The following is a 25,957-nucleotide window of genomic DNA, read 5'->3' on the forward strand; positions in this document are numbered from 1 at the left end:
CACAGTTAGCACGAAACGCGAACAAACGCCAAGGTTAAAGCGGCGGAGCCCAAAAGCGACACCCCTTTATCCACAGGCGACATCGCGCGGCAGGCGGTGTCGGTTTGCGCCGGTTGCGGAGTGGAAAGCGACACGATTTCAGGCGGAATTTTGCCAGTTTTTATAGGCAGTTAACCGCGAATGCTGCCATGCAGAAAATGCAGATGTCCCATGCAATTTCCGCCCCTTGCTTGTGCGCTTCGCACATTTTACGTGCGCTTTGTAAACATGCACCCCCCCATCATCCAGGAGATCGAGATGGCCGCATACGACACCACCCGCCACCACGCCGCCACGGGCTCCGCCGCCCGCATTGGCACCATGTTCACCACTGCCGTCGGCGCGTTCGCCGCATGGAATGACACCCGTCAGACCCGCAAGGCACTTGCATCGCTGACCGACCGCGAACTCGACGACATCGGCCTGCACCGCGGCGACATCGACGCCGTAGCCCGTCGCTACTAAGCGCATGGGGCGCTACAGAAAAAGGGCCGCGTCTGGCAAAGACGCGGCCCTTTTTACGTGAGCGCAACGAGAGATAGTCAGTCTTTACGAAACAAGCAGTGATCCGAGCTCGGCCAGTTTCGCGGTCAGCGGGTCGATCTGCATGAGCCACGCGCCAACCCGTTCGAAGATGGAGCCGCTGGCCAGGGTATCGACGTGGACCTGGTAATCCCCGCTGCCGAGGTACGTCAGGACCAGCGTCTTGAAGGCGATGAAGCCTGCCGCCGCCGCCAGAATGACACGCAGTCCCATGCCGCCGGTCTTGCCGGCGGGCACCTGCACGTAATTCCCTGTCTTCTTGTCGAGCTTCGTCACATAGCCCCGCGCCAGGCGCTCGTGCTTGCGACGAAGAGCCTGTTCGCGACGTTTATAGCTGGAGAGCGCTTCTTCCATGGCAGCCTCTGAAATACCGGCCCCCACCGATTGGACACATTTTTAGCCAAGGAATGTGGCGAGAATTGGGCACTTGCCGCAGGTTTTACCCAAAAACGGCATGAACCCTCCTCATTTTTGCAGGAGCAGCGTGACCCAGTCACCGATCGTGGTGCGGTTCACCTCGGCGATTCCCTCTGCCGCGTAGGCCTCGGCGACCTCGTCGGCCTGACGCGTCAGGATGCCCGACAGGATCGCATAGCCGCCGTCGGCCAGATGCGCCTTCATCGACGGGGCAAGGTCGATCAGCGGCTGCTTGAGGATGTTCGCGAACACGAGGTCATAGGGCGCGCGTTCGTGCAGGACGTCGTTCTCGAAGCCCGCCGCCTCAACGCAGATGACCTTGCCCTCAAGCGCGTTGGCGCGCACGTTGGCCTCGGCCACCTCGACCGCAACCTCGTCGATGTCGGAGGCCACCACGGTCTCCGGCCAGATGCGCGCGGCACCCATGGCCAGAACCGCCGTGCCGCAACCGATGTCCGCGACGCTGCGGCCGACAAAGCCCTCGCCCGCCAGCCGGTCCAGCGCCTCAAGGCAGCCCTGCGTGGTGCCGTGGTGCCCGGTGCCGAAGGCCATCGCCGCTTCGATCAGCAGCGGCTCCGACCCTTCCGGGATCTTGTCCGCATCGTGGCTGCCGTAGACGAAGAACCGCCCCGCAACCACCGGCGTCAGTTCGCGGCGCACCTTGTCGACCCAGTCGGTGTCCGGCACTTCGGACACGACAAAGCCCTGCGCGTGGAAGGCCGCGGACAGAAGCGCAAGCTCCACCTCGTTCGGCGCTTCGATGAAGTAGCCGCCGATTTCCCACAGGCCCGATCCGTCCTCGATCTCGAAAACGCCGACGCCTGTCGGTTCCGGTTCGAGCTCTTCCATCGCCTCGCCCAACGCCTCGGCGCGGGTCTTGTCGTCGATCTTGGTGAAGGCGGTCCAGGTCGGCATCATCGGGTCTCCATCGGGTGCTTCCGCGCCTTACACCAGCCGGAGGGCACACGCCAGCATTGCCAGACTCGCGAAACTGCGCCACGCTCACGGCGTATTCTTTCGGAGTCCATTCTTATGAAAACCGTTCTCAAGGTCCTTGGCGGCCTCGTTCTTGTTGTCGCGCTGTTCGCCGGTGCCATGTTCTTCTTCACCTCCGGGTCGCGCGACATTGCCCGGCAGTTCGTCACGCTCAGCACCACCGGCGGCCACGCCGAGGCGCGTGCCCTCCTCCACCCCGGCCTGCAGGATCAGCTCAGCACCGACAAGATGGCCGAGATGTTCGCGGGCGCGAAAGCCTACGAGAAGGTCTCGTTCTCCAGCGTATCCACCGGCACCGGCAAGCCGACCGTCCTCGAAGGCACGGCCACGACCGCCGACGGCTGCATGTCGGTCCTGAAGTTCGAGCTGCTGAACGAACAGATCGTCGGTTTCGACGTCTCGCCGCTCTGCCGCTGACGGATCACTCTGCCGGAGCGGGGGCCAATGCGCTGAACCGGGTCTCGTTCCCCGGCGCGGGGTGGCGCGGGATAAGCAGCGCCAGCCCCAGCGAGGTCATCGCCATGCAGGACGCCAGCCCGAACACCGCCCCCGGCGAAGTCAGCCAGAGGTAGCCCAGTAGCGCCGGCAGGAAGACGGCCGCGATGTGGTTGATGGTGAAGGCCACCGCCGCCGTGGGCGCGATGTCGCCCGGGTCGGCGATCTTCTGGAAGTAGGTCTTCAGCGCCAGCGCCATGGCAAAGAACAGGTGATCGACGACATACAGCACCGCCGCCAGCACCACACCCCAGCCGAACCAGTAGATCCCGCCATACAGCGTGAACACCAGCGTCAGGCCGATGTACTCGAAGACCAGCGTGTTGCGTTCGCCAAACCTGAAGACGGCGCGCCCGAAGACAGGCCCGATCACCATGTTGGCGACGAGGTTGATGAGGTACAGCGCCGTCACCTCGTGCACGTCAAAGCCGAAACGCTCGACCATCATGAAGCCCGCGAAGACCACGAAGATCTGCCGCCGCGCGCCCGACATGAACTGCAACGCGTAGTACAGCCAGTACCGCTTGCGCAGGATGAACTTCTTCACCTGGGGGTTCGGGCTCTCGAACTGCGGAAAGGCGATGGCGCAGTAGATCACGATCACCAGCGTCAGGCCGCCCGAGGCCATGAACACCGTATCATAGCTGAGGCCAAGCCGGTCCCAGGTCAGCACGATCAACCCGTAGGCCACCAGTGTCGCGCCCGATCCGGCGGCGATCAGCCAGCCCAGGATCTGCGGCGCGCGGTCCTTCCTCAGCCACTGAAGCTGCAGCGACTGGTTCACCGTCTCGTAGTAGTGGAAGCCGATGGACGACATCAGCGTGATGAACAGCAGCCCGCCCATCGTCGGGAACCACGCCGTGACCGCCGTGGCCACCGCCAGCAGCGCCAGCGACACCAGCGCCAGCACCTGTTCGCGCATCACGATGATCACGAGGATCACCCCGATGGCAAGGAAGCCGGGGATCTCGCGCACGGTGTGCAGCCAGCCGATGTCCGCCCCGTCGAACTGCGCCACCTCGATGACGAAGTTGTTGAGCAGCGCCGACCACGTCGCGAACGACAGCGGCATGGCAATCGACATCAGGAACAGCAGGGTGATGGGCCGGCGCCAGATCGGCAGCGAACGTGCCTCGGAGAGCGGAATAGGTGTCATGAGCATGCTTTACGCCCGGGCAAACACTTTGGCGAGTCCGCTTTTCGTGCGAAAACGCACAGCCCGGTGAAAAAGTCACGCCACGGAGAAGCGGTACTCCACCTCGGCAAAGCGGTCGCGCGGGAAGACGTAAAGGAAGCGCAGCCCCTCCGACCCGGCCACCGTGCCATGCTCCACGTCCGACGGGATGTAGAGCGCCACGCCCGGCGCGATCTCGTGCGCGACGCCGTCGATGGTGACGATGCCCGTGCCCGACAGGCCGAAGTAAATCTCGGCCGGGGCATGTCGGTGCGGCAGCAAAGTGCCCTGCGGGCCGAACTCTGCCACGCCCAGCACCATGGAGGAGGTCGCGGTCTTGTCGCCGTCGAACAGGGTCTTCCAGCGCACCGTGCCAAACGCCGGGTCCTCGCCGCCTTCCAGCGGCGCGTGGTCGGCATTGGCCACTACCGGAAGCGCGGACATGGCCACGGCCGCCATCGTCGCGGCGGTCAGGTCGAACTGGACGGTCTCGTTCATCGCGGGCGCCTCCCGGCAAAGCGTGTCTCTGGATCCGCCCATTGCATTTCAGACACCTCCACCTCTGCCCGGAAAACGACGCGCATGTCGCACATGGCGCTGTGACGGGCAAAAAACCGCGCCGTGACCGGCCATTCATGCGGAAAATTGAATTTAATGATCTGCATCAAGTCACCTTTTCCGATTCTCCGGCAGAACCCCGGCCAGCGTCACACCGCAGGAGGGAAGCCCATGGACATCGTTCCGCTGATCGACCGGATCGGAGAATCCCCGACCGCCGCGCTCTTCGGGCTGGTGACCGGCGTGATCTTCGGCATCGCGGCGCAACGCTCCCGCTTCTGCCTGCGCGCCGCGACGGTCGAATTCGCCCGCGGCATGATGCAGGACAAGGTCGCGGTCTGGCTGCTGACCTTCTCCACGGCGCTCGTCTGGGTTCAGGGCGCACAGCTTCTGGGCCTGCTCGACACGACCGAGGCACGCATGATGGCCGTCCCGGGAAGCTGGTCGGGCGCCATCGTCGGCGGACTGATCTTCGGCGCGGGCATGGTGCTGGCGCGCGGCTGCTCGGGCCGCCTTCTGGTGCTGGCGGCGACCGGCAACCTGCGCTCCGTCGTGTCGGGGCTGATCTTCGCCGTCACCGCACAGATGAGCCTGACCGGCTGGCTCGCCCCGATCCGCGACCGCATCGCCGCGATCTGGATCACCTCCGGCGGGCGCAACATGGACCTGCTGACCGCCCTGCACCTGCCGCGTGAGGCCGGGCTTGTGATCGGCCTCGCCATCGCGCTCGTCGCGCTGGAACTGAGCCGCCGCAACCGCATCGGGTTTTCACGGCTGGTCTTCGCCTCCGGCGTGGGCTTTGCGGCGGCGGTGGGCTACGGGCTGACCTACATGCTTTCGCAATCCGCGTTCGAGCCGGTCCAGATCGAAAGCCTGACCTTCACCGGCCCCTCGGCCAACACGCTGATGTTCTTCCTCGACCGCACCTCGGTGCTCGAATTCGACGTGGGTCTGGTGCCGGGCGTCGTGCTGGGGTCGTTCCTGTCGGCCCTTCTGGCGAAGGAGCTGAAGTTCCAAGGGTTCGAAGGCTCGACCCCCATGCGCAACGCCATGATCGGCGCGGTGATGATGGGCTTCGGCGGGATGCTGGCCGGCGGCTGCGCCATCGGCGCGGGCGTCTCCGGCGGCTCGATCTTTGCCGGAACCGCCTGGCTGGCGCTGTTCTGCATGTGGATCGGCGGGATGAGCATGGACGTCATCCTCGGCGGCCGCGGCCAGCCCGCACACGTCTGACCCGCCGCAAGAAGCTGCGGGCGACCCGAAGGCCGCCCGCGCAGTCTCAGTTCCGGATCCGCCAGCCGGTCCGGAAGATCAGCCAGATCACCGCCAGGCACAGGAACAGGAACCCGCCGATCGCCAGCAGCGACAGGCCGATGGGCACATCCGCCGTGCCGAAGAACGACCACCGGAAGCCCGAGATCAGGTAGACCACCGGGTTGAACAGCGTGATCTTCTGCCAGATCGGCGGCAGCATGGAGATCGAGTAGAAAGACCCGCCAAGGAACACCAACGGCGTCACGACCAGCAGCGGCACAAGCTGCAACTGTTCGAAGTTCTTCGCCCAGATGCCGATGATGAAGCCAAACAGCGCGAAGCTCACGCAGGTCAGGATCATGAACATCAGCATCGCGAAGGGGTGCAGGATCGTCAGGTCCACGAACAGCGCCGAGGTGGCAAGGATCACCACGCCGATGAACAGCGCCTTGGTGGCCGCCGCGCCGACATAGCCCGCCACCACCTCGAGGAAGTTCACCGGGGCGGACAGCAGTTCGTAGATCGTGCCGATGAACTTCGGAAAGTAGATCCCGAAGGACGCGTTCGACAGCGCCTGCGTCATCACCGACAGCATGATGAGACCCGGCACGATGAAGGCGCCGTAGGACACGCCCTCCACCTCGTCGATGCGCGACCCGATGGCCGCGCCGAAGACCACGAAGTAGAGCGACGTGGAAATGACCGGAGAGATGAAGCTCTGGAACAGCGTGCGGAAGAACCGCGCCATCTCGAACCGGTAGATGGATGCGACTGCGCGGTAGTTCATGCCGCGTCCTCCTTCTGCTCGTCTTGCACGAGGCCGACGAAGATGTCTTCGAGCGAGTTCTGCGCGGTCGCCACGTCGCGCACCACCAGCCCCTCAGAGGATATGGCAGACATGAGCCGCCCGATCCCTGTCCGTTCGGCGTTGGAATCGTACTGGTAGACCAGCCACGTGCCGTCCTCCGCCAGCGTCAGGCCGAAGTCCGACAGCGCCGGGGGGATGGCGGACAGCGGCTCGCCCAGTTCGATGCGCAGCTCCTTCTGGCCCATGCGGACCATCAGCGCGTCCTTGTCCTCCACCAACAGGATCCGGCCCTTGTTGATGACGCCCACGCGGTCGGCGATGGCCTCCGCCTCCTCGATGTAGTGGGTGGTCAGGATGATGGTGACGCCCTGCCGCTTGAGGTCGGCCACCACCTCCCACATGTCGCGCCGCAGTTCCACGTCGACACCGGCGGTCGGCTCGTCGAGGAACAGCACGCGCGGTTCGTGGCTCAGCGCCTTGGCGATCAGCACCCGGCGCTTCATGCCGCCCGACAGTTCCTTCACCGCCGAGTCGCGCTTGTCCCAGAGCGACAGCTTCCTGAGGATGTCCTCGAGCAGCGCCTCGTCGTGTTTCAGCCCGAACAGCCCGCGCGAGAAACGCACGGTGTTGATGACCTTCTCGAACGGTTCGAGGTTGATTTCCTGCGGCACCAGCCCCACAAGGCTCCGCGCCGCGCGGTATTCGGTGACCACGTCGTGCCCGCCGATGCGGATCGTGCCCTCGGTCGGAATGGTGATGCCGCAGATGGCCGAGATCAGGGTGGTCTTGCCCGCCCCGTTCGGCCCGAGCAGCGCGAGGATCTCGCCTTCCTCGATGGTCAGGTCGACCCCTTTCAGGGCCTCGAACCCGCCCTCATAGCGCTTCTTCACGCCGTCAATTTCTACCATGGCCATGGTCAGAGCCCCTCCATTTACGCAAGCGGAACCTAAACTCGCCGGTTCGGATTGCAATTGTGCAAACGCGCATACTGCCTATTCATGTCGCTTTCTGACAGGACGGGGGCAGCCCCCTGCCGTATGGGCAGGGCATGAAAGACCGCCTCGACAACCCCGCCCTCGGAATAGTGCTCATCTGCCTCGGCGTGCTGGCGATCTCGGTAAATGACTTGCTCATCAAGTGGTTGTCGGGCGGATACCCGCTGCACCAGATGGTCTTCACCCGCTCCGCCATCGGGCTTTGCTTCACCTTCGGCTTCGTGTTCTGGGAAGGCGGGCTCGGGCTCCTCCGCAGCAGGACACCGGGCATCCACGCCCTGCGCGGCTTCCTCGTGGTCGTGGCGAACATGACCTTCTACGCCGCGGTGGCCGTGCTGCCGCTGGGCCAGGCGACCGCGCTCTTCTTCGTGGCGCCGCTGTTCATCACCCTCCTGTCGATCCCGATTCTCGGCGAAAAGGTCGGGCCGCTCCGGCTCGGCGCGGTGATCGTCGGATTCCTCGGCGTGCTGGTGATGCAACAGCCGTGGAACACCGATGCGCAGGTCTCGCGGATCGTGATGCTCCTGCCCGTGGCAGCCGCGCTGTTCTATGCGCTGATGCAGGTGCTGACCCGCAAGCTGGGCGCGACGACGGCCGCCTCCGCCATGGCGGTCTACACGCAGGGCGCCTTCCTGCTGGTCTCCACCGCGTTTTTCCTGATCGCGGGCGACGGGCGGTTCGCGGAAGGCGTCAGCAACGAAAGCCTGATCTTCCTCCTGCGCGCATGGACATGGCCCACGCCCGAGGACTGGCCTGTGTTCATCGGCCTTGGCCTGTGTTCGGGCGTGGTGGGATACTGCCTCAGCTCGGCCTACCGGCTGGCCGACGCGGCGATCATCGCGCCCTTCGAATACATCGGCCTGCCGATGGCGATCTTCTGGGGCTGGACGATCTTCGGCGAATGGCCGGAAATCGCCACCTGGATCGGCTGCGCGCTGATCATCGGGGCGGGCATCTTCGTCTTCCTGCGCGAACAGGCGCGCAACCGGCCACTGCCCGGCCGCCGGTCGCGCTGGGGCCGCCGCTGACGGTGGACCCGCTCAGGCGCTGCGCACCGCGTCGATCATGATCTGCACGTTCTCCGGATCGGCGTCCGGCGTGATCCCGTGGCCGAGGTTGAAGATGTGCGGCCCCTTCGAGAACGCCCGCACCACGCGCTTCGTCTCCTCGACCAGCGCGTCGCCGCCGGTGACGAGATGCGTGTTGGCCAGGTTGCCCTGCACGCAGCCGTGGGGCTGGACATGCTCTGCCGCCCACTCCGGCGTCACGCTGTCGTCGATGGCGACGCAGTCGGCGCCCGTTGCGGCGTGGAAGTCGATGTACCTGTCGCCCGCCTGACGCGGGAAGGCGATGACCGGCAGACCGGGAAAGCGCGACTTCAGTTCCTGCGTGATGATCTTCGCAGGTTCCAGCGCATAGCGGTCGAAGTCCTCGCCCTGCAGCGACCCGGCCCAGCTGTCGAAGATCTTCACCACCTCGGCCCCGGCCTTCACCTGCTCCGTCAGGTAGTCGATGGTGCCCTCGGTCAGCCGGTCGATGATCTTCTCGAACAGCGCGCGGTTCTCGGCCTTCAGCGCATGCGCCGGGCCCTGATCGGGGGTGCCGCGCCCGGCGATCATGTAGGTCGCGACCGTCCAGGGCGCCCCGGCAAAGCCGATCAGCGTGACTTCCTCGGGCAGGGTCCTGCGCAGGATCTTCACCGTCTCGTACACCGGCGACAGCGTGTCGTGGATCATCTCGCCACGGCCCAGCTTGTCGAAATCCGCATCCCGGGTGATCGTCGACAGCCGCGGCCCCTCGCCCGTGACGAACCACAGGTCCGCTCCCAGCGCCTGCGGCAGCAGCAGGATGTCGGCGAACAGGATCGCCGCGTCGAAACCGTAGCGCCGGATCGGCTGCAGCGTCACCTCGGCGGCCAGCTCCGGGTTGTAGCACAACGACAGGAAGTCCCCCGCCTCGGCCCGTGTGGCCTTGTACTCCGGCAGGTAACGTCCCGCCTGCCGCATCATCCAGATCGGCGGGGTCGGAAGCGTCTCTCCGGCAAGCGCGCGCAGCAGGGTCTTGGTCATGTTGGCTCCCATCGGTGTTTTGCCGCACTTAGGGCAAAACGCGGGTGGTTGCCAGCGGTCAGCCTGCCGCATAAAGCTCTGGGCCATGACGATGCCCACGCCCAACTCCCCGCTCAAGATCGGCACCCGCGGCTCTCCGCTGGCGCTGGCGCAGGCCTTCGAGACCCGTGAACGGCTGATGGCCACCTTCTCGCTGCCCGAGGAAGCCTTCGAGATCTGCATCATCAAGACGACCGGCGACGACCGCGCGATGATCGCCGCGGACCGGCCGCTGAAGGAGATCGGCAACAAGGGCCTCTTCACCAAGGAAATCGAAGAGGCGCTGATCGCGGGCCGCATCGACATCGCCGTGCACTCGATGAAGGACATGCCGACGGAACAGCCCGAAGGCCTTGTCCTCGATTGCTACCTCCCGCGCGAGGACCCGCGCGACGCCTTCATCTGTCACGACCACGGCTCGATCCACGATCTGCCGGTGGGGGCCGTCGTGGGGTCTTCCTCGCTCCGCCGCCGCGCGCAGCTTTTGCATCGCCGCCCCGACCTGAGCGTGGTGGAGTTCCGCGGCAACCTCCAGACCCGGCTGAAGAAGCTCTCGGACGGCGTGGCCACGGCCACCTTCCTCGCCTGCGCCGGTCTGAACCGGATGAAGATCCCCGGCGTGCCGATGTTCCCCATCGCCGAAGAGGACATGCTGCCCGCCATAGCCCAAGGCGCCATCGGCATCGAACGCCGCATCGACGATCCCACCACGCAAGAGATGCTGGCCGCAATCCACGACCACGACACCGGCCTGCGGCTTGCGGCGGAACGCGCCTTCCTCGCCCAGCTCGACGGTTCGTGCGAGACGCCGATTGCCGGGCTGGCCGAACTCGACGGCGAGAACCTGAGGCTCCGGGGCGAGATCCTGAAACCGGACGGCTCGATCTCCCACGCAGGCGAGATCAGCGGCCCGGTGGCCGACGGCGCGGCCCTCGGCCGGGCCCTCGCCGACGACCTCCTGTCCCGCGCCGGCGAAGGCTTCTTCGACTGGCATTGATGCCCCTCTGACCGCGCGCCTCTCGCACAGAGGTGATATGCCGGGCCCCGCTTCCGTGTTACGCTGGCATCGGAAGCGCCCGCGGTCGAGGCCGGCGCAAAGATCGACCTCTTCCACCGGCGGGCGCCACGCCGGGAGGAGATCTACATGACCCAAACTATCGGAAATCCCGCAAGCTGGCTCGCCGGCGCCTTCGGACGCGCCTCGCACCACGCGGTCGAAAGTTCGCGCCGCATGGGCGGCATCGCCCATCTCGCAGCCCCCCGAACGCGCAGGCTGCACATGGGGGACATCGGCGACGCCCTCCGCGCCGGATGGGCGGATTTCAAGGCCTGCCGGACCGACGTGATGTTCCTCGTCCTCATCTACCCGGTGATCGGTCTGGTGCTGATGGCCATAGGGTTCGACCGCAACCTGATCCCGCTGATCTTCCCGCTGATGGCCGGGTTTGCCATCCTCGGCCCGGTCGCCGCCGTCGGCGTCTACGAGATCAGCCGCCGCCGCGAACGCGGCGAGGACACCGGCCTTTTCGCCGCGCTCAAGGTGGTCCAGCGCCCGCGTTTCAGTGCGGTGGTGATGCTGGGCCTCTACCTCTGCGCGCTGTTCATCGGCTGGATGCTGATCGCCGCGGGCCTGCACAGCGCCCTGCTCGGCGATGCCCCCGCCTCCCTCTCCGCCTTCGCGGATCAGGTCTTCGGCACGGCCGCGGGCTGGACGATGATCGTCGTGGGCTGCGGCCTCGGGTTCGCCATCGCGCTCGCGGTGCTCGCCATATCGCTGGTGTCCTTCCCGCTGCTGATCGACCGGCCCGTGGGCCTGCCCGTCGCGGTCTCCACCTCGATCCAGGTCACGCGCGAGAATCCGAAGGTGGTGCTGACATGGGGCGCGGTGATCGCCGCCGGGCTGATCCTCGGCAGCCTGCCGATGCTGATCGGCCTCGTGGTGGTGCTGCCGGTGCTGGGCCACGCCACGTGGCACCTCTACCGGCGCGCAATCCACTGAAGGCGGCAGGGGCCGGGACGTCCCGCCCCCCCCCACCCGCCGGCTCAGCCGACCTTCAGCACGATCTTCCCGATGTGGCCCGAGCTTTCCATCCGCGCATGCGCCTGCGCGGCGTCGTCCAGGGCGAACTCCGAATCCATGACCGGCGCGATCTTGCCCGCATCCAGAAGCGGCCAGACCTTCGCCTTCAGCTCATCCGCGATGCGCGCCTTGGCAAGGTCGCTCTGCGGACGCAGCGTGCTGCCGGTGATCGTCAGCCGCTTCACCATGACCATGGCGAAGTTCAGCTCCACCTGCGGCCCCTGCAGAAAGGCGATCTGCACCAGCCGCCCGTCCTCCGCCAGCGTCTTCACGTTGCGCGGGATGTAGTCGCCGCCCACCATGTCGAGGATCAGGTTCGCGCCACCCTCGTCCTTCATGACCTTGACGAAATCCTCGTCGCGGTAGTTGATCGCCCGCTCTGCCCCCAGCGCCTCGCAGGCGGCGCATTTCTCCGCCGACCCGGCGGTGGCAAAGACCCGCGCCCCGAAATGCTTCGCCAGCTGGATCGCGGTCGTGCCGATCCCGGACGACCCGCCGTGGATCAGGAACCGCTCCCCCGCCTGCAGGCCGCCACGCATGAAGACGTTGGACCAGACCGTGTAGAAGGTCTCCGGCAGGCAGGCGGCCTCCTTCATGCCCATGCCCTCCGGCACCGGCAGGCAATGCGCGGCGGGCGTCGCCACGTATTCCGCGTAACCGCCCCCGGGCAGCAGCGCGCAGACCTTGTCGCCCACCGCGGGCCAGTCCACGCCCGCCCCGACGGCCACCACCTCGCCCGAGGCCTCGAGCCCCGGCAGGTCGGACGCCCCCGGCGGCGGCGCGTAGCTGCCCGCACGCTGCAGCGCGTCGGGGCGGTTCACCCCGGCATAGGCCACCTTCAGGACGACCTGCCCGGCCTTCGGTTCCGGCACGGGCCGCGTGCAGGGCTTCAGCACCTCCGGCCCCCCGGCCTCGGTTATCTCGATCGCGCGCATGTCGGCCATGGGGCCCTCCCTGTTGTCTCGTCCGGCAACGCTATCAGCGCACCGGCCCCGGGCAACACCCCGGGATCAGCCGCGGGTGGTCCAGCCCCCCGGCAAATCGTCGCGCTTCGGTGCCTTCACCATGTCGAGGATCCGCGCCGGACCGGCGGCCAGCGCGCTCAGCACCTTGCTGTCCCGCACGCCCGCCTTCATCTTCTCGATCCGCATCACGTCCTCGATCCGCCGGTCGAGGAAGGCCCATGTCGCCTCGTGCCCCGGCGAATCGTCGCCCAGCCAGAACAGCACGGTCGAGGAATAGACCCCCGACAGCGTCGCCCGCTTGGTGTACCAGTTCACGTCCTCCGAGGTGTCGCCCAACGCCCGCCAGATCGCATCCGCCGTGCCCCAGATCAGCTTCGCGCCCTCGGCGGCATACATCGGCAGCGCAAAGAGCGTGGTGCCCCGCCGCACCGCCTCCCGGTCCTCCGCCGCCTCGATCCGCGCCCGCACGGCAAAGGCCACCTTGTCGCGGAACCGCATGCCTTCCATGTCGGCCGCCTCGATCCTCTCCAGCATCAGCGCGTCGCCCCGCCGGTGATAGGCCGCGGCCAGGTCCACGGCGCCGCGCGGGAACAGCGCCCGCGCTACCGTGCGGTCGACCTCCGCATCCTGCACCGCCGCGCGGAACGTGGTCTCCGACCAGCCGTCGAAGGGCACGTGTGTCAGGGCTGCATCCAGCAACCGGTCAGCGGTATCGGGCATGGGACCTCTCCTCTTGCATCGCGCATCAGGGTAGACAAATAGTCCGCCCCTTGCTATAGGGCCACTTCCTGCAAAACTTCCTTGCAACTCCAGACTTAGAAAGGTGGTGAAAACCACATGCAGGTCAGTGTTCGTGACAACAATGTCGATCAGGCGCTCCGCGCCCTGAAGAAAAAGCTGCAGCGCGAAGGCGTGTTCCGCGAAATGAAGCTCAAGCAGCATTTCGAGAAGCCGTCCGAGAAGAAGGCCCGTGAAAAGGCCGAGGCTATCCGCCGCGCCCGCAAGCTGGCTCGTAAAAAGGCCCAGCGCGAAGGTCTCCTCTGAGGCTCAGCCGTTCTTCGGCACTGAACAAACGATCGACCCCCGGGGCACCCGCCTTCGGGGGTTTTTCATGTCCTCACGCCGCCATCCACCTTGATCTGGCCCCAGCCACAGGCCGGCAAGCCCACACCTGCCGCACCCCCCAAAGGCCCTCCTCCTTCATCTTGGCAAGAAATACCTCGGGGTGAGGCCGCAGGCCGAGGGGCGGAGCCCCTTTTCCTGTCCCGCAAAGGCAAAGGGCCGGCACGAAGCCGGCCCAGTATGGCATGTCAGCGGAGGGCCGGGCGTCCGCCGCCCCGCCCGAAAGCTCAGCTCGGCCCGATCATGAAGCAGTTCACCTGCCGCGCCTGCAGCCGCTTGCAGGCCAGCTCGGCGGTGTCCCGCGTCAGCCCCATGAAGTTCGCGTCGAACCCGCGGTTGCCCTGCACCACCTTGCGCAGCGATCCGTCCAGCGTCGCGGTCTCCGCCAGGGCGGTCTTCAGCAGGATCTTCTCGGCCGCGTAGCGGCTCGGGAAGCGGCCGACGTTGATGCCCCAGTGGCGCGCGTCGTTGGTGGACAGCCGCGTGACGACCTCCGCCTCGCGCGCGGGCGTCGGCGTGTCGCGCAGCGCGGCGCTGGCCAGCGTCACGCCCTGCGGCCTGCGGATCGGCTTGGCCGAGGCAGACGGCGCCACGGCCGAGGCCGCGACCACGGCGGACCCGACCGGCGCCGCGGCGGCGGCGGACGACGTGGCCTGCACTTCCTTCAGCACCGTCTCGATCTCGTCCTCGAGCTGCGCAACCAGCGGCGCGACCTCGCCCGCGGGCACCGCCGGGGCCACAGATCCCGCCCGCGCCAGCGGACGCAGGCTGCGCGAAACGGCGGCGCTGGCCACGCGGATCGACTTCGCCCGCGTGCCCGGTGCCGGATCGGAGGTATTGGCGACCACGATGCCCGCAGTCCCCGCGCCACGGCCCAGGTAGGGCGGCTTGCCGGGTGCGGCAAAGGCCACGCGGCTCGGCGATTCGCGGAAACCGAGGTCCAGCAGCTCCGCCACCTTGGCGTTGCGCGACGCGGTCGACTGGCCGCCGAACACCGTGGCGATCACCCGCTCCTGCCCGCGCTCGGCCGAGGCGACAAGGTTGAAGCCCGCCGCCCGGGTGTAGCCGGTCTTGATGCCGTCGGCGCCCTTGTAGCTCTGCAGCAGGCGGCGGTTGGTGTGCGACACGGTGCGCACGCCCGCATCCGCCGTCACGCGCGAGAACAGGTTGTAGTACTCCGGGTAGTCGTAGATCACGTGCCGCCCGAGGATGGACATGTCACGCGCGGTGGACAGGTGCCCCTCCGCCGTCAGCCCGTGGGCGTTCTTGAACGTGGTCCGGGTCATGCCCATCGCCTGCGCGGTGCGGTTCATCCGGCGGGCAAAGGCCGCCTCCGACCCTTCCACCGCCTCGCCGATCGCGGTGGCCGCGTCGTTCGCCGATTTCACCGCCGCCGCACGCACGAGGTAGCGCAACTTGATCTTCTGCCCCTCGCGCAGGCCCAGCTTCGACGGCGGTTCCGCCGCCGCGTTCTTCGACACGGTGACGAGCGTGTCCATCGTTAGCTCGCCGTTCTGCACCGCCTCGAAGGCAATATAGAGTGTCATCATCTTGGTCAGCGACGCCGGGTGAAGCCGGGTGTCCGCGTTCTGTGCGTGCAGCACCTTGCCGGTGCGCGCGTCCATGACCATGGCTGCGTAGGGCGCGGCTTTCACTGCCATCGGCAGCAGAGCCACCAGCCAAACGAATGTGAGTAAACGGAGGCCTGTCCGGCCCCACTTCCTGCGACGTCCCGTCACCTGTTCCGCCTTTCTGCCTCTTTCCCCCCGATGTTTCGGTGGGGTTTGTCCTGGTACCATTCTGCGGGCACCATGGTTAAGCAAATGCTAACACGGAAAGGGCTTGTGGAAAAGCCTGCAGTGCATTGATTTGCATCACATTTTCCGGGCAGGTGTTACCAACATCTTGGGGGTTGTCCGCACAACCCCAACTATTGAGGCCATTGTGTCCGGAATAAGGCAGATTGTGGCGAAAATGGGGCAACCGAAACCGGGCTACAACCGGACCGCCGCGGGACTCATCCGGCCATGAACCGCGCCGCCACCGGACCGCTCATCCAGGCCACCTGTCCCCCCGCCACGGTCGCCACGATTCGCCGGCTCTCGCGCTCCATGACCAGCAGGTCGGCCCGCTTGCCCGGCAGGATCGCCCCCCGGTCCTCCAGCCCCAGCAACCGCGCGGGCCCGTCGGAGACCAGCCGCCACGCCGCCGCCTCGTCCAGAAGCCCCAGCTCGACACAGCGCCAGGCCGCCCGCGCGGGCGAGGGGTAGTGATAGTCGGACGCGAGCGCGTCGCACAGCCCTTCGGCGATCACCTCCTGCGCCGCGACATTGCCCGCGTGCGAGGCGCCCCGCACCACGTTCGGCGCGCCCAGCACCACCTTGTCGCCGCCGTCGCGCGCCGCCTGTGCCGCCTCCAGCGTCTCCGGGAATTCCGAGATCCGGACGCCGCGCGCCCGCCACCCGGCCCGCTGTGCCGCCGTCCGGTCGTCGTGGCTGCCCATCGCCACGCCCCGCGCCGCCAGCCGCGCGCACAAGCCGTCCATGGCCGCAGGCACCTCCGCCGCCGCCGCGTGCAGCCCCATCATCAGTGCGAAATGCGCCTCCGGGTTGCGGCCCGATTTCAGCGCCTGCCCGGTCAGCCGCGGCGGCTTGCGCCCCTCCGCCAGCCGGTCGTGCGGCAGGTGGTCGTTCATCACCACGTAGCCGATGCCCCAGCGATCCACCGCCGCCTCCGCCCGCGCGAAGCTGTCCAGATAATGCGTCTCGAGCCGCAACTGCAGCCGCAGGTCCACCGGCACCGTGTCCGCCACCGCCGCCACGGAGGCAAAGACCTCCTCCGCGAACTCCGGCCCGCGCATCCCGCCCTCCCAGGACCAGAACTGCGCAAGCATCGCCGTGGTGATCCCGCAGGCCGCAAGCTCTGCCGCCACGGCCACCATGCCCGCGTCCCGTTCCCGCAGGGCTCCGCGCCGCGGCGCCATGTGCCGCTCGAACCCGTCGCCATGGGCGTCCACGATCCCGGGCAGCACGTCGTACCCCGACAGGTCCACGCGCCGCCCGACCGGCACGTCGGCGATCAAGCCGCCTGCCATCGAAACGGCGCCGCTGTCCCATCCGGCGGGCGTCATCACGCGCGCGCCCGTCCATGTCATCCCGAGGCTCATGGCGCTGGCATAGCCGGGAGAGGGCGCATAGAAAAGGCACCATGACATCCCCTCGCCTCGCCTGCCGCGCCATCATCATGCACGACGACCGCTTGCTCCTGGTGAACGCCTGGCCGGGCCGGATCTCGACGCTCTGGTGCGCGCCGGGCGGCGGCGTCGAATGCGGCGCCTCCCTGCCCGACAACCTCGCCCGCGAGGTGCACGAGGAAACCGGCCTGACCGTCGCCGTGGGCGCCCCCTGCCTGGTGAACGAATACCACGACCCCGACACCGGCTTTCACCAGGTGGAGGTCTTCTTCCGCTGCACCGTGACCGCGGGCCAGATCACCGACGACTGGCAGGACCCCGAGGGAATCGTCCACACCCGGCGCTTCTTCACGCGCGCCGAACTCGCTGACTTGCACATGAAGCCCGACAGCCTCCGCACCCTGCCCTGGCAGGACGGGCTGACCTACGATCCGCTGGAACTCCTCGCGAAGTAGCGCGGCCCAAGGACCGACAGCGCCACACCGCCCAGGATCACCGCCGAGGCCATGAGGAAGGTCACCGTCAGCGGCTCGCCCAGCAGCAGCACGCCCCCCAGCGCCGCGATCATCGGCACCGTCAGCTGCGCCACCGCCGCCACCGCCCCGTCGAGCCGCGGCAGGACCGCGTACCAGAGCGCGTAGCCCACGCCCGACGTCACCGCCCCCGACAGCACCGCCAGCGCGATCCCACCCCCGGTCATCGGGCCCGGATCGACCCCCATGAGCAAGAGCGCCAGCGGCGCCGCGATCACGAAATTCGCCGCCGTGGACCCCAGCGCATCCGCAGCCTTCCGCCCGGCCAGCGAATAGACGCCCCAGCCCACGCCCGCGGCCACCATGCTCATGACCGCCCAAAGCCCGCCTGACGCGCCACCCGACGGCCAGGCCAGCCACATGAGCCCGGCAAACGCCAGCCCCGCCCCGACCCAGCGCAGAAGCGGCGGCCGCTCCCCGCCCAGAAGGCTGCCCGCGAACATCGTCACCTGCACCATGCCGAACAGGATCAGCGCCCCCAGCCCGGACGGCAGGTCGATGTAAGCCCATGAAAACCCGAAGATATAGGCCAGGAGCCCCAGCACCCCCGCGACCCGGCCCGCGCCGCCCAGCCGCAGCCCGCCGCGCAGCGCGAAGGCCAGAACCGTCAGCATCGCGGCCCCGGCCCACAGGCGGATCACCCCGAAGGCCACCGGCTCTATCAGCCCGGCTCCGACGGCAGCCCGGTTCAGCACGGAATTGGCCGCAAAGGCGACCATCACCACCGCGACCCATGCAAAGAGCCTCATGCCGCCCCCTTCATCTTGGCGAAAATACCTCGGGGTCCGGGGCAGAGCCCCGGCGGATCGCCCGGCGCACGCCGGGCGAGACCCCTCATGCCACCAGCTTCTCCGCCCGCTTCAGATCGACGGAGACAAGCTGCGACACGCCCTGTTCCTGCATGGTCACGCCGAACAGCCGGTCCATGCGCGCCATCGTCACCGCGTGGTGGGTGATGATCAGGAACCGCGTGTCGGTGCGGCGGCACATCTCGTCCAGCATGTCGCAGAACCGCGTGACGTTGGCGTCGTCCAGCGGCGCGTCCACCTCGTCCAGCACGCAGATCGGCGAGGGGTTGGCCAGGAACACCGCAAAGATCAGCGCAAGGCAGGTCAGCGTCTGCTCGCCCCCCGACATCAGCGACAGCGTCGACAGCTTCTTGCCCGGCGGCTGGCACATGATCTCCAGCCCCGCCTCCAGCGGATCGTCCGATTCCACCATGACGAGGTTCGCCTCGCCGCCGCCGAACAGGTGCTTGAACAGCATCGAGAAGTTGGAGTTCACCTGCTCGAAGGCCGTCAGCAGCCGCTCGCGCCCTTCCCGGTTGAGCGAGGCGATGCCGGTGCGCAGCGTCTTCACCGCCTCCTCCAGGTCGGACTTCTCCTTCACCAAGCCGTCGTGCTCCGCCTCGACCTCGCGGGCGTCCTCCTCGGCGCGCAGGTTGACCGCGCCAAGCGCGTCGCGCGCGCGTTTCAGCCGCGCCACCTCGATCTCGATCTTCTCCGCATCGGGCATCTCGTCCGGGTCGGCGTCCAGCGCCTCCAGCAGGGCCTGCGGCGTGGTCTCCATGACCTCCTCGATGCGCAGCGCCGCGGCCTGCACGCCCTCGCGCGCCGCTTCTGCCCGGGCCTCGCCCCCGGCGCGGGCCTCGCGCGCCTCGCCGGCACGGCGCTCCGCCTCGCGTTCCGCCGTCACCGCGTCGCGCAGCAGGGTCTCCGCATCGGCCAGCCGGTCTTGCGCCAGGCCGCGCCGCTCCTCGGCGGCGGCGATCCCCTCGGACAGTTCCTCGCGCTGCACCGACAGCGCCTCCGGCACCTCGGCGGCCTCATAAAGTTCCTGCTCGGTCTCGTCGCGCCGCTCCGCCAGTTCGCGGGCGCGCACCGTGGCCGTCTCAAGCCGGTGCCGCCATCCCGACAGCTCCTGCGTCACCCGCTGTGCGCGCCCCTTGCGGGCCTCGCCCTCGCGGCGCAGCTCGTCGGCGGCGGACCGGCGGGCCATCATCGTCATCCGCGCCGCCTCCACCGTCATCTTGACGTCCTCGGCCTGCCCGCGCACCTCGTCGAGATCGTCGAGCCCCTCCAGCGCGCGCTCCGCTTCCTTCAGTTGCGCCCGGGCCGCGCCCGCCTCGTCCTCGAACCGCTTCACCGCCAGCGCGGCACTTTCCAGCTTGCCCTCGGCCATGTCGCGATCGGCCTCGGCGCGGGACAGGGCGCGGGTCGCCTCCGTCACCTGCTGGTCGGCCTCGCGCCGGGCCACGCGGGCCTCCTTGTCGGCGCGGGTCAGCTCCGCCAGCCGCGCGACCAGCGCGTCATGCGCCGCCCGGCATCCGTCCAGATGGGCCGAGGCTTCCGCCATCTCCTGCTTCAGCGCCTCCAGCCGGTTGAGCTGTTCCAGCCGCAGCGCCGCGGCAGAGGGCTGATCCTCCGCCCAGGCGCGATAGCCGTCCCAGCGCCAAAGGTCGCCTTCGACCGACACCAGCCGCTGACCCGGCTTCAGAAGCTGCTGCAACCGCGCGCCGTCCTCGGCCTCCACGAGGCCGATCTGCGACAGCCGCCGTTCCAGCACATCCGGCACCGACACGTGCTGCGCCAGAGAGGTCACGCCCGGCGGCAGGGGCTGCGTCACGTCGTAGGCAGGCAGCACCAGCCAGCCCGACGGTCCGTCCTCGCCCACTTCCGGGGCGCGCAGGTCGTCGGCCAGCGCCGCGCCCAGGGCCTTCTCGAAGCCCTGCTGGACCTGCAGCCGGTCGAGGATCTGGCCGCCCTCCGCCGTGTCCCGCTCCAGCAGGCGCGCCAGCGCCGTCACCTCCGCGCGCAGCGCGTTCATCACGCCCTCCGCCTCGGACCGTTCGCCGCGGGCCTCCGCCTCGCGCGACTGGCACTCTGCCCGCGCGGTCTCCGAATCGGTCAGCAGGGTCTCCGCCCGCTCCGCCATGGCGGTCGCATCCATCTGGCGGCCGCGTGCAGTCTCGGCGGCCTCGCGCGCCGACGTCAGCCGGCCCTTCGCCTCCGCGACCGAAGCATGGGCCTTCTCGGCCTCCGCCTCGCCGCGCGCCACGGTGCGCTGGCAATCGGCAAGGTAGCGCTGCGCCGACTGATGCCGCGCCGCCAGACGGGCCACGTCCTCCGTCATCTGCGACAGGTCGGCCTCGCGCGCCTGCAACACGTCGGATGCCTCATGCGCCGCCGCCTGCGCCTCCGCCAGCTTTTCGTCGTGGCCCTCTCCGGCCTTTTCCAGTTCGCGCGCTTCCCACTCCAGCCGTTCGATCGTCTCGCCGGCATCGCGGTTCAGCGTCTCCTCGCGGGCCATGTCCTGATCGAGCTGGGCAATCCGCTTCTTCAGCGTCTCGATCCGCTCCGCTGCCTGCCGCTCCTGATCGGACAGCGAATCGCGCTGCACCAGCAACCGCTGCAGGATGGCAGAGGCGATGGCGTCCTCCTCGCGCAGCGGCGGCAGGGCCTCTTCTGCGGTCCCGCGCCGGGCCTCCGCCTCGCGCGCCTCGCGCTCTGCGGCAAGGGCCGCGGCGACCATGGCGCGCAGCGCCTCTTCCGCCTGCGCGCGGGTCAGGTCCGCTTCTTTCCAGCGGCGATACAGCAGCATCCCCTCGGTCTGGCGCAGTTCCTCGCCGATGGCCCGGTAGCGCGCCGCCTGCTTGGCCTGCCGCGCAAGCTGCGCCAGTTGCCCGGCCAGCTGCTCCACCACGTCGTCGACGCGCAGCAGGTTGGCCTCCGTGCTCTTCAGCTTCAGCTCCGCCTCGTGGCGCCGCTGGTAGAGGCCGCCGATCCCCGCCGCGTCCTCCAGCACCTTCCGCCGGTTCGCGGGCCGCGCGTTGATCAGTTCCGAGATCTGCCCCTGCCGCACCAGCGCCGGAGAGGTCGCCCCGGTCGCGGCATCGGCGAACAGCATCTGCACGTCGCGCGCCCGGGTGTCCTTGCCATTGACCTTGTAGGCCGACCCCACGTCGCGCGTGATCCGCCGCACCACCTCAAGCTGGTCGGTGTCGTTGAACCCGGCGGGCGCCAGCCGGTCGCCATTGTCGATGGTCAGCGCCACCTCGGCAAAGTTGCGGGCAGGCCGGGACGAGGCCCCGGCAAAGATCACGTCTTCCATGCCGCCGCCGCGCATCGCCTTGGCGCGGGTCTCGCCCATCACCCAGCGCAGCGCCTCCAGCAGGTTCGACTTGCCACAGCCGTTCGGCCCCACGACACCCGTCAGCCCGGACGAGATGATGAGGTCGGTCGGATCGACGAAGCTCTTGAAGCCGGTGAGTCGCAGACGGGAAAAGTGCACGGGCAGGTCCTCCTGAGACGTGCAGTCTGCCTGTCCCCACCCCCGAGAGTCAATCTGGAGGCGCCCGATATGGCGGGGCTGCGATCAACTTTCCACAAGATATAGCACGTTACGTCAGGTCTTGTGGCACTCCATTTCAAAGCTGTTTCCGATGCCCGCGAACAGCTCGCAATACATGGTGTGACGGCGTTTCGGCAGCTTCGGCGGGGTACGCCCGGCGCAGGCCATGCCCACGACCATCATCGCCGGATCGCCCATCACCCACTCCGCCCGGCAGCCCGTCCAAAGCTGCGCGGCGATGCCCGCCTTGGGCGCCACGGCCTGGAATTGGGGAAGAACCTCGGGGTTGGTGCGAATCGCCTCCACCAGATCGCCGCGCCGCCGGAGCGTGAAACGCGCGCCGTCCTGTTCCCGGATCGCCTTCTCCGCCCCGGAGAACCCCGGCCCCGCCGCGTCACACGCAGCGAGGCCGAGGATGAGAGAAACCACGGGTAACGTCCGCATGGTTACAGTATCGCTCACCTTCCTTACCGTTAGGTTAACCCGTCCGGACAATCCGCGCTTTCAGGCTTTACATTCCAAGTTCAGAATGTATATTACATTCCAATATCGGAATTTGTTTAGTCACGGAGGCCGACATGGCACAGACTCATCGTCCCGCCGACAGCTACTCGCCCGTCTACTTCCTCGCGTCGCTTGGCGCGGGCGGGATCGCTGTCACCTTCTTCATGTTCCTGATGTTCTGGGTGCCCCACAAGGGCCGGCCCGTCCCGATCTTCGAAGACATCGTGGCCGCATGGTCCACCGGCAGCCCGTGGATGCAGACCGGGATCGCAGTGGCGCTGGCCGGGATCGCGTTCTTTGCCTTCCTCAACATCCGCTCGCTGATCTGGAACCTCTCCGCCTACAGCGCCTTCAAGCGGACGGAGGGCTACGCCAGCCTCAAGGCCTCGAACGCCGAGACCACGCTGCTCGCTATGCCGCTCGCGCTGGCGATGACGGTGAACGTCGGCTTCATCCTCGGCCTCGTCTTCGTGCCCGGCCTCTGGGGCGTGGTGGAATACCTCTTCCCGCTCGCCATGGTCGCCTTCGGCCTGATCGCCGTCATGGCCTTCCGGCTGATCGGCGACTTCCTCGGCCGCGTGCTGTCGAAGGGCGGTGTCTTCGACGTGACCGCGCACAACTCCTTTGCGCAGCTCACCCCGGCCTTCGCGCTCGCCATGATCGCCGTGGGCTTCTCTGCCCCCGCCGCGATGAGCACGAACGCCCTGACCGTCGGCACCGCGCTGGTGATCTCCACCCTGCTCGGCACCATCGCGATCCTCTACACGGTGCTCGCGGCCACGACCGCCTTCGCCTCCATGCTGCAACACGGCACGGCGCGCGAGGCCGGCCCGACGCTGATGATCGTCGTGCCCATCGTCACGGTGCTGGGCATCATGTTCGTCCGTCAGGACCACGGGCTGCACACCACCTTCGAGGGCCACACCACCGCCGGTGAAACCATGGTCTTCCTTGCCCGGCTGCTCGCCATCCAGGTGGCGTTCCTCGGCCTCGGCGCGGTCGTCCTGAAGGCGCAGGGCTACTTCTCCGACTTCGTGACGGGGCCAAAGACCTCGCCCGGGTCCTACGCGCTGGTCTGCCCCTTCGTGGCCTTCTCGGTGATGATGCACTTCTTCATCAACAAGGGGCTTGTCGCAGCGCAGGTGATCGACAAGTTCGGCACCGGGTACTGGAGCCTGACCGCCATCGCCATCGCCTTCCAGGTGGTCGCCATCGCGCTGGTCCTGCGCCTGAACCGCCAGCACTTCGCCCGGACGCAGATCGCTGCCGTCCCGGCCGAGTGACCCACCTGCCGGAAACGATGAAGCCGGGGCCATGCGCCCCGGCTTTGCCGTCCGTACCGGAACCGCCAGCCCTCAGAACGTGACGTCGACCCCGGGCAGCTTCAGCGCCTTGATCAGTTCCCGCAGCTCCTGCCGCGCCGCCACGTTCGAGATGTTGAGCTGCTTGACGCCCACGTCCTTCAGATCGAGCAGCGTCAGCCCGCGCGGAAAGAGTTCGCGGAACACCACGCGTTCGGAAAAGCCCGGCGCCACGCGGAAACCGATCCGCTTCGACAGCCGCTCCAGCGCGCGCTCGATCTTCATCTTGTTGACCATCTGCTGCGCCCCCAGCCGGTTGCGCAGCACCACCCAGTCGATCGGCGGCAGACCGGCCTGCGCGCGCACCTGCCGCGCCGACCAGACCATCTCCGAATAGACCGAGGGGCCGAGGATCTTGTCGCCGTCCGCGTCGATCCGCGCCAGCAGGTCGAAGTCGATGAAACTGTCGTTCAGCGGGGTCACCAGCGTATCCGCCAGCGAATGCGCCACCTGCGCCAGCCGGGTGTGCGAACCGGGGCAGTCGATGACGATGAAGTCGCAGGCCGCATCCAGCCCGGCCACCGCCTCGCTCAGCTTTTCCTCGTTCGCCGCCTCGTTGACCGTCAGCCCGTCCTTGTCCGCGTCGGGCAGTTGCGTGTGCCCCGGAGAGGGCAGCGTCAGGTCGGACTTCTGCAGAAAGGCCGTCCGGTTGTCGAGGTAGCGGCCCAGACTCCGCTGCCGCAGGTCGAGGTCAAGCGTCTCTACCCGGTGGCCGAGGCGCGCGAGCGCCGTCGCCAGATGCATCGAGACGGTGGATTTCCCCGCACCGCCTTTTTCGTTCCCGACCACGATGATGTGTGCCACGCCCGAACCCCCAAAATCTTACCACATGTTTGCCTGTGGTTTGGTATCCCCAACAGTATCTTGTAGAGACCGTCAAGGAAAGATGAACCCGTGCACGGCGAAAGCAGGCCGCGGCGCGCGGGCCACAAGGCAGGGCGGGCGCAACGCCGCCCCACGAACGGAAAGACCCGGCACCATGGCCGGGTCCTTGCCTTAAACCTTGCGAAGGCTCAGTGCAGCTTGGCACCGACTTCCGTGATGGAGGAGTCGATCATCTGCTTGGCTTTCGCCGCATCCGTCTGCTCTGCCACCACTTCGCGCGCGGCTGCGATGGCCACGGTGGCCGCCGTGTCGCGCACTTCCTTCACCGCGGCAGCCTCTGCCGACGCGATCTGCGATTCGGCGGCGGCCAGGCGGCGCTTGATCGACTCGGCGATCTTGGCTTTCGCCTCCTCGGCGGCCAGTTCGGCCTCCTGGCGGGCGTGGGCCACGATCCGGTCGGCCTGGTCCTGCACGTCGCGCTGCTTGCGCTCGTAGCTGGCAAGAAGGGTCTGCGCTTCCTCGCGGATGCGCCGTGCCTCGTCCAGCTCGGACTGGATGTCCTCTGCCCGCTTGTCCAGCAACTTGCCCAGCATGTTCGGCACGTTGAAGTACACGAGCACCACGAGGAACAGCAGGAACGCCAGCAGCACGATGAAGTTCGTGTTGTGCAGCGAGAAGAACGGACCCGTTGCGGCATGCGCCGGGGCCGCGGCCAGCAGGGCGAGGGGAAGAACGATCTTTTTCATGTCCCTTACCCCTTCAGCTGATTGTCGACGGCGGCCGCGATGCGGCTTTCGTCAGCGGACATGCCCAACGCCGCCACGATGGCCTGCGCGGTGTCCTTTGCGACGACCTCGACGTGCTGCATTGCGCTGGCGCGGATCTCGGCAATCGCCTTCTCCGACTCTGCGGCTTTCGCGGCGATCTCCGCGTCGGCCTTCGCAATGGAAACGTCGAGCTCTTCCTTGATCTCGTCGCGCGTCTTCTGCGCGATGGTCTGGGCCTCGGCCCGGGCATCCGCCAGCGCCTTCTCGTAGGCCTTCTCGGCCTCCTCGGCCTTGGACTTGAGGTCCTCGGCAGCGGCGATGTCGTTGGTAATGGTGCCCTGGCGTTCGGCCAGGACGGACGCGATCCGCGGCAGGGCGACACGCGCCAGGATGAAATAGATCACCACCAGCGTGATGATGAGCCAGAAGACCTGGTTGCCGATCCACTCGCCGCACAGCTGCGGCATGCCGATCGCGCTGCCGTTTGCGTCGACGCAGGCGCCCGCAAGCTCTTCCGTGATGGGTTCTGTCGCCATGTCGTTCTCCGTCGGAACTTGTCTCTACATCGGGCGGTCCGTCAAACGGCGAACCGCCCGCGCGTAAGGATCGTTAAGTTCCGTGGATCAGACGGCGAACATCAGCAGCAGCGAAACGAGGAAGGCGAAGATGCCCAGCGCTTCCGCGAATGCGATGCCGATGAAGAGGGTGGCGGTCTGCGAAGCAGCTGCCGACGGGTTGCGCAGGGCGCCTGCCAGGAAGTTGCCTGCCACGTTGCCCACACCGATTGCGGCTGCGCCGGAACCGATAGCTGCGAGACCTGCGCCGATGAACTGAAGACCTTCCATGTCCTATCTCCTTACGATTGGAAGT

General features: G+C 67.6%; 27 protein-coding genes. 9 read left to right on the forward strand and 18 right to left on the reverse strand.

What is annotated here, in order from left to right; translation table 11 throughout:
* The first annotated feature begins 267 nt into the window (after positions 1-267).
* Complete coding sequence (locus ACU0DV_RS12395) at positions 268-504, forward strand: DUF1127 domain-containing protein (RefSeq protein WP_446273550.1); 237 nt, start codon at positions 268-270, stop codon at positions 502-504.
* A gap of 84 nt (positions 505-588) precedes the next feature.
* Here ACU0DV_RS12395 and ACU0DV_RS12400 read toward each other — a convergent pair whose 3' ends face one another.
* Positions 589-936, reverse strand: coding sequence for a hypothetical protein (locus tag ACU0DV_RS12400; protein ID WP_446242567.1), 348 nt, complete (start codon positions 934-936; stop codon positions 589-591).
* 111 nt (positions 937-1,047) lie between these two features.
* Complete coding sequence (locus tag ACU0DV_RS12405) at positions 1,048-1,914, reverse strand: 50S ribosomal protein L11 methyltransferase (RefSeq protein WP_446242566.1); 867 nt, start codon at positions 1,912-1,914, stop codon at positions 1,048-1,050.
* A gap of 117 nt (positions 1,915-2,031) precedes the next feature.
* Between ACU0DV_RS12405 and ACU0DV_RS12410 the strand changes: the two genes are divergently transcribed.
* Complete coding sequence (locus ACU0DV_RS12410) at positions 2,032-2,412, forward strand: hypothetical protein (protein WP_100928393.1); 381 nt, start codon at positions 2,032-2,034, stop codon at positions 2,410-2,412.
* A gap of 4 nt (positions 2,413-2,416) precedes the next feature.
* Here ACU0DV_RS12410 and ACU0DV_RS12415 read toward each other — a convergent pair whose 3' ends face one another.
* Both ACU0DV_RS12415 and ACU0DV_RS12420 read right to left on the reverse strand, forming a co-directional pair.
* On the reverse strand, positions 2,417-3,652 hold the full coding sequence (locus tag ACU0DV_RS12415) for an MFS transporter (RefSeq protein WP_100928394.1): 1,236 nt from the start codon (positions 3,650-3,652) through the stop codon (positions 2,417-2,419).
* A gap of 69 nt (positions 3,653-3,721) precedes the next feature.
* A complete protein-coding gene (locus tag ACU0DV_RS12420) occupies positions 3,722-4,162 on the reverse strand; it encodes a cupin domain-containing protein (protein ID WP_100928395.1) in 441 nt (146 codons plus the stop codon).
* Between the two features lie 231 nt (positions 4,163-4,393).
* Between ACU0DV_RS12420 and ACU0DV_RS12425 the strand changes: the two genes are divergently transcribed.
* Positions 4,394-5,455 carry a YeeE/YedE family protein gene (locus tag ACU0DV_RS12425; RefSeq protein ID WP_370313724.1) on the forward strand — a complete coding sequence of 354 codons (1,062 nt, stop codon included), beginning with the start codon at positions 4,394-4,396 and terminating at the stop codon, positions 5,453-5,455.
* A gap of 46 nt (positions 5,456-5,501) precedes the next feature.
* On the opposite strand, the gene ACU0DV_RS12430 is transcribed toward ACU0DV_RS12425, so the two are convergent.
* Together ACU0DV_RS12430 and ACU0DV_RS12435 are read right to left on the reverse strand one after the other, a co-directional pair.
* Positions 5,502-6,263, reverse strand: a complete 762-nt coding sequence (locus tag ACU0DV_RS12430; protein WP_446242565.1) for an ABC transporter permease — start codon at positions 6,261-6,263, stop codon at positions 5,502-5,504.
* Entirely contained in the window at positions 6,260-7,198 is a 939-nt protein-coding gene (locus ACU0DV_RS12435) for an ABC transporter ATP-binding protein (protein ID WP_446242564.1), read from the reverse strand. The genes ACU0DV_RS12430 and ACU0DV_RS12435 overlap by 4 nt, the downstream gene beginning before the upstream one ends.
* A 134-nt stretch (positions 7,199-7,332) precedes the next feature.
* Between ACU0DV_RS12435 and ACU0DV_RS12440 the strand changes: the two genes are divergently transcribed.
* Positions 7,333-8,307: a DMT family transporter gene (locus ACU0DV_RS12440; RefSeq protein WP_446242563.1), complete on the forward strand. Its 975-nt coding sequence runs from the start codon at positions 7,333-7,335 to the stop codon at positions 8,305-8,307.
* Positions 8,308-8,319: 12 nt separating this feature from the next.
* On the opposite strand, the gene hemE is transcribed toward ACU0DV_RS12440, so the two are convergent.
* Complete coding sequence (gene hemE, locus ACU0DV_RS12445; protein WP_100930888.1) at positions 8,320-9,348, reverse strand: uroporphyrinogen decarboxylase; 1,029 nt, start codon at positions 9,346-9,348, stop codon at positions 8,320-8,322.
* Between the two features lie 91 nt (positions 9,349-9,439).
* Between hemE and hemC the strand changes: the two genes are divergently transcribed.
* Both hemC and ACU0DV_RS12455 read left to right on the forward strand, forming a co-directional pair.
* Positions 9,440-10,384, forward strand: coding sequence for a hydroxymethylbilane synthase (hemC, locus tag ACU0DV_RS12450; protein WP_446242807.1), 945 nt, complete (start codon positions 9,440-9,442; stop codon positions 10,382-10,384).
* Positions 10,385-10,531: 147 nt separating this feature from the next.
* Complete coding sequence (locus ACU0DV_RS12455) at positions 10,532-11,386, forward strand: DUF2189 domain-containing protein (RefSeq protein ID WP_446242562.1); 855 nt, start codon at positions 10,532-10,534, stop codon at positions 11,384-11,386.
* Positions 11,387-11,430: 44 nt separating this feature from the next.
* Here ACU0DV_RS12455 and ACU0DV_RS12460 read toward each other — a convergent pair whose 3' ends face one another.
* Positions 11,431-12,411, reverse strand: a complete 981-nt coding sequence (locus tag ACU0DV_RS12460) for an NAD(P)H-quinone oxidoreductase (protein WP_446242561.1) — start codon at positions 12,409-12,411, stop codon at positions 11,431-11,433.
* 66 nt (positions 12,412-12,477) lie between these two features.
* A complete protein-coding gene (locus tag ACU0DV_RS12465; RefSeq protein WP_100928403.1) occupies positions 12,478-13,152 on the reverse strand; it encodes a COQ9 family protein in 675 nt (224 codons plus the stop codon).
* A gap of 117 nt (positions 13,153-13,269) precedes the next feature.
* Here ACU0DV_RS12465 and rpsU point away from each other — a divergent pair, with 117 nt between their 5' ends.
* On the forward strand, positions 13,270-13,476 hold the full coding sequence (gene rpsU / locus ACU0DV_RS12470) for a 30S ribosomal protein S21 (RefSeq protein WP_005614280.1): 207 nt from the start codon (positions 13,270-13,272) through the stop codon (positions 13,474-13,476).
* Between the two features lie 305 nt (positions 13,477-13,781).
* On the opposite strand, the gene ACU0DV_RS12475 is transcribed toward rpsU, so the two are convergent.
* Both ACU0DV_RS12475 and ACU0DV_RS12480 read right to left on the reverse strand, forming a co-directional pair.
* The gene (locus ACU0DV_RS12475; protein WP_254698390.1) at positions 13,782-15,215 is read right to left on the reverse strand and encodes a D-alanyl-D-alanine carboxypeptidase family protein; all 1,434 of its coding nucleotides are present in this window, start codon (positions 15,213-15,215) and stop codon (positions 13,782-13,784) included.
* A 356-nt stretch (positions 15,216-15,571) separates the two neighbouring features.
* Entirely contained in the window at positions 15,572-16,720 is a 1,149-nt protein-coding gene (locus tag ACU0DV_RS12480) for an alpha-D-ribose 1-methylphosphonate 5-triphosphate diphosphatase (RefSeq protein ID WP_446242806.1), read from the reverse strand.
* Positions 16,721-16,761: 41 nt separating this feature from the next.
* On the opposite strand from ACU0DV_RS12480, the gene ACU0DV_RS12485 reads away from it, so the two are divergent.
* Positions 16,762-17,202, forward strand: coding sequence for an NUDIX domain-containing protein (locus tag ACU0DV_RS12485; RefSeq protein ID WP_370313731.1), 441 nt, complete (start codon positions 16,762-16,764; stop codon positions 17,200-17,202).
* On the opposite strand, the gene ACU0DV_RS12490 is transcribed toward ACU0DV_RS12485, so the two are convergent.
* The 3 genes from ACU0DV_RS12490 to ACU0DV_RS12500 all read right to left on the reverse strand — a co-directional run bounded on the left by ACU0DV_RS12490 (position 17,172) and on the right by ACU0DV_RS12500 (position 22,059).
* On the reverse strand, positions 17,172-18,029 hold the full coding sequence (locus tag ACU0DV_RS12490) for a DMT family transporter (RefSeq protein ID WP_446242560.1): 858 nt from the start codon (positions 18,027-18,029) through the stop codon (positions 17,172-17,174). The genes ACU0DV_RS12485 and ACU0DV_RS12490 overlap by 31 nt on opposite strands.
* 85 nt (positions 18,030-18,114) lie before the next feature.
* Positions 18,115-21,570, reverse strand: a complete 3,456-nt coding sequence (gene smc / locus ACU0DV_RS12495; RefSeq protein ID WP_446241523.1) for a chromosome segregation protein SMC — start codon at positions 21,568-21,570, stop codon at positions 18,115-18,117.
* 114 nt (positions 21,571-21,684) lie between these two features.
* Positions 21,685-22,059 carry a hypothetical protein gene (locus ACU0DV_RS12500; RefSeq protein WP_446241524.1) on the reverse strand — a complete coding sequence of 125 codons (375 nt, stop codon included), beginning with the start codon at positions 22,057-22,059 and terminating at the stop codon, positions 21,685-21,687.
* A gap of 149 nt (positions 22,060-22,208) precedes the next feature.
* Between ACU0DV_RS12500 and ACU0DV_RS12505 the strand changes: the two genes are divergently transcribed.
* Complete coding sequence (locus ACU0DV_RS12505) at positions 22,209-23,417, forward strand: TsoY family (seleno)protein (protein ID WP_446241525.1); 1,209 nt, start codon at positions 22,209-22,211, stop codon at positions 23,415-23,417.
* Positions 23,418-23,489: 72 nt separating this feature from the next.
* Here ACU0DV_RS12505 and ACU0DV_RS12510 read toward each other — a convergent pair whose 3' ends face one another.
* The 4 genes from ACU0DV_RS12510 to ACU0DV_RS12525 all read right to left on the reverse strand — a co-directional run bounded on the left by ACU0DV_RS12510 (position 23,490) and on the right by ACU0DV_RS12525 (position 25,932).
* Complete coding sequence (locus tag ACU0DV_RS12510; RefSeq protein ID WP_100928411.1) at positions 23,490-24,299, reverse strand: division plane positioning ATPase MipZ; 810 nt, start codon at positions 24,297-24,299, stop codon at positions 23,490-23,492.
* Between the two features lie 209 nt (positions 24,300-24,508).
* The gene (locus ACU0DV_RS12515; RefSeq protein WP_100928412.1) at positions 24,509-25,066 is read right to left on the reverse strand and encodes a F0F1 ATP synthase subunit B; all 558 of its coding nucleotides are present in this window, start codon (positions 25,064-25,066) and stop codon (positions 24,509-24,511) included.
* A 5-nt stretch (positions 25,067-25,071) separates the two neighbouring features.
* On the reverse strand, positions 25,072-25,623 hold the full coding sequence (locus tag ACU0DV_RS12520; RefSeq protein ID WP_100928413.1) for a F0F1 ATP synthase subunit B': 552 nt from the start codon (positions 25,621-25,623) through the stop codon (positions 25,072-25,074).
* 87 nt (positions 25,624-25,710) lie between these two features.
* Positions 25,711-25,932 (reverse strand): F0F1 ATP synthase subunit C, encoded by a 222-nt coding sequence (locus ACU0DV_RS12525; protein WP_005862946.1) that lies wholly within the window; start codon positions 25,930-25,932, stop codon positions 25,711-25,713.
* Between the last annotated feature and the right edge of the window lie 25 nt (positions 25,933-25,957).

It is taken from the genome of Sagittula sp., from assembly GCF_052825245.1.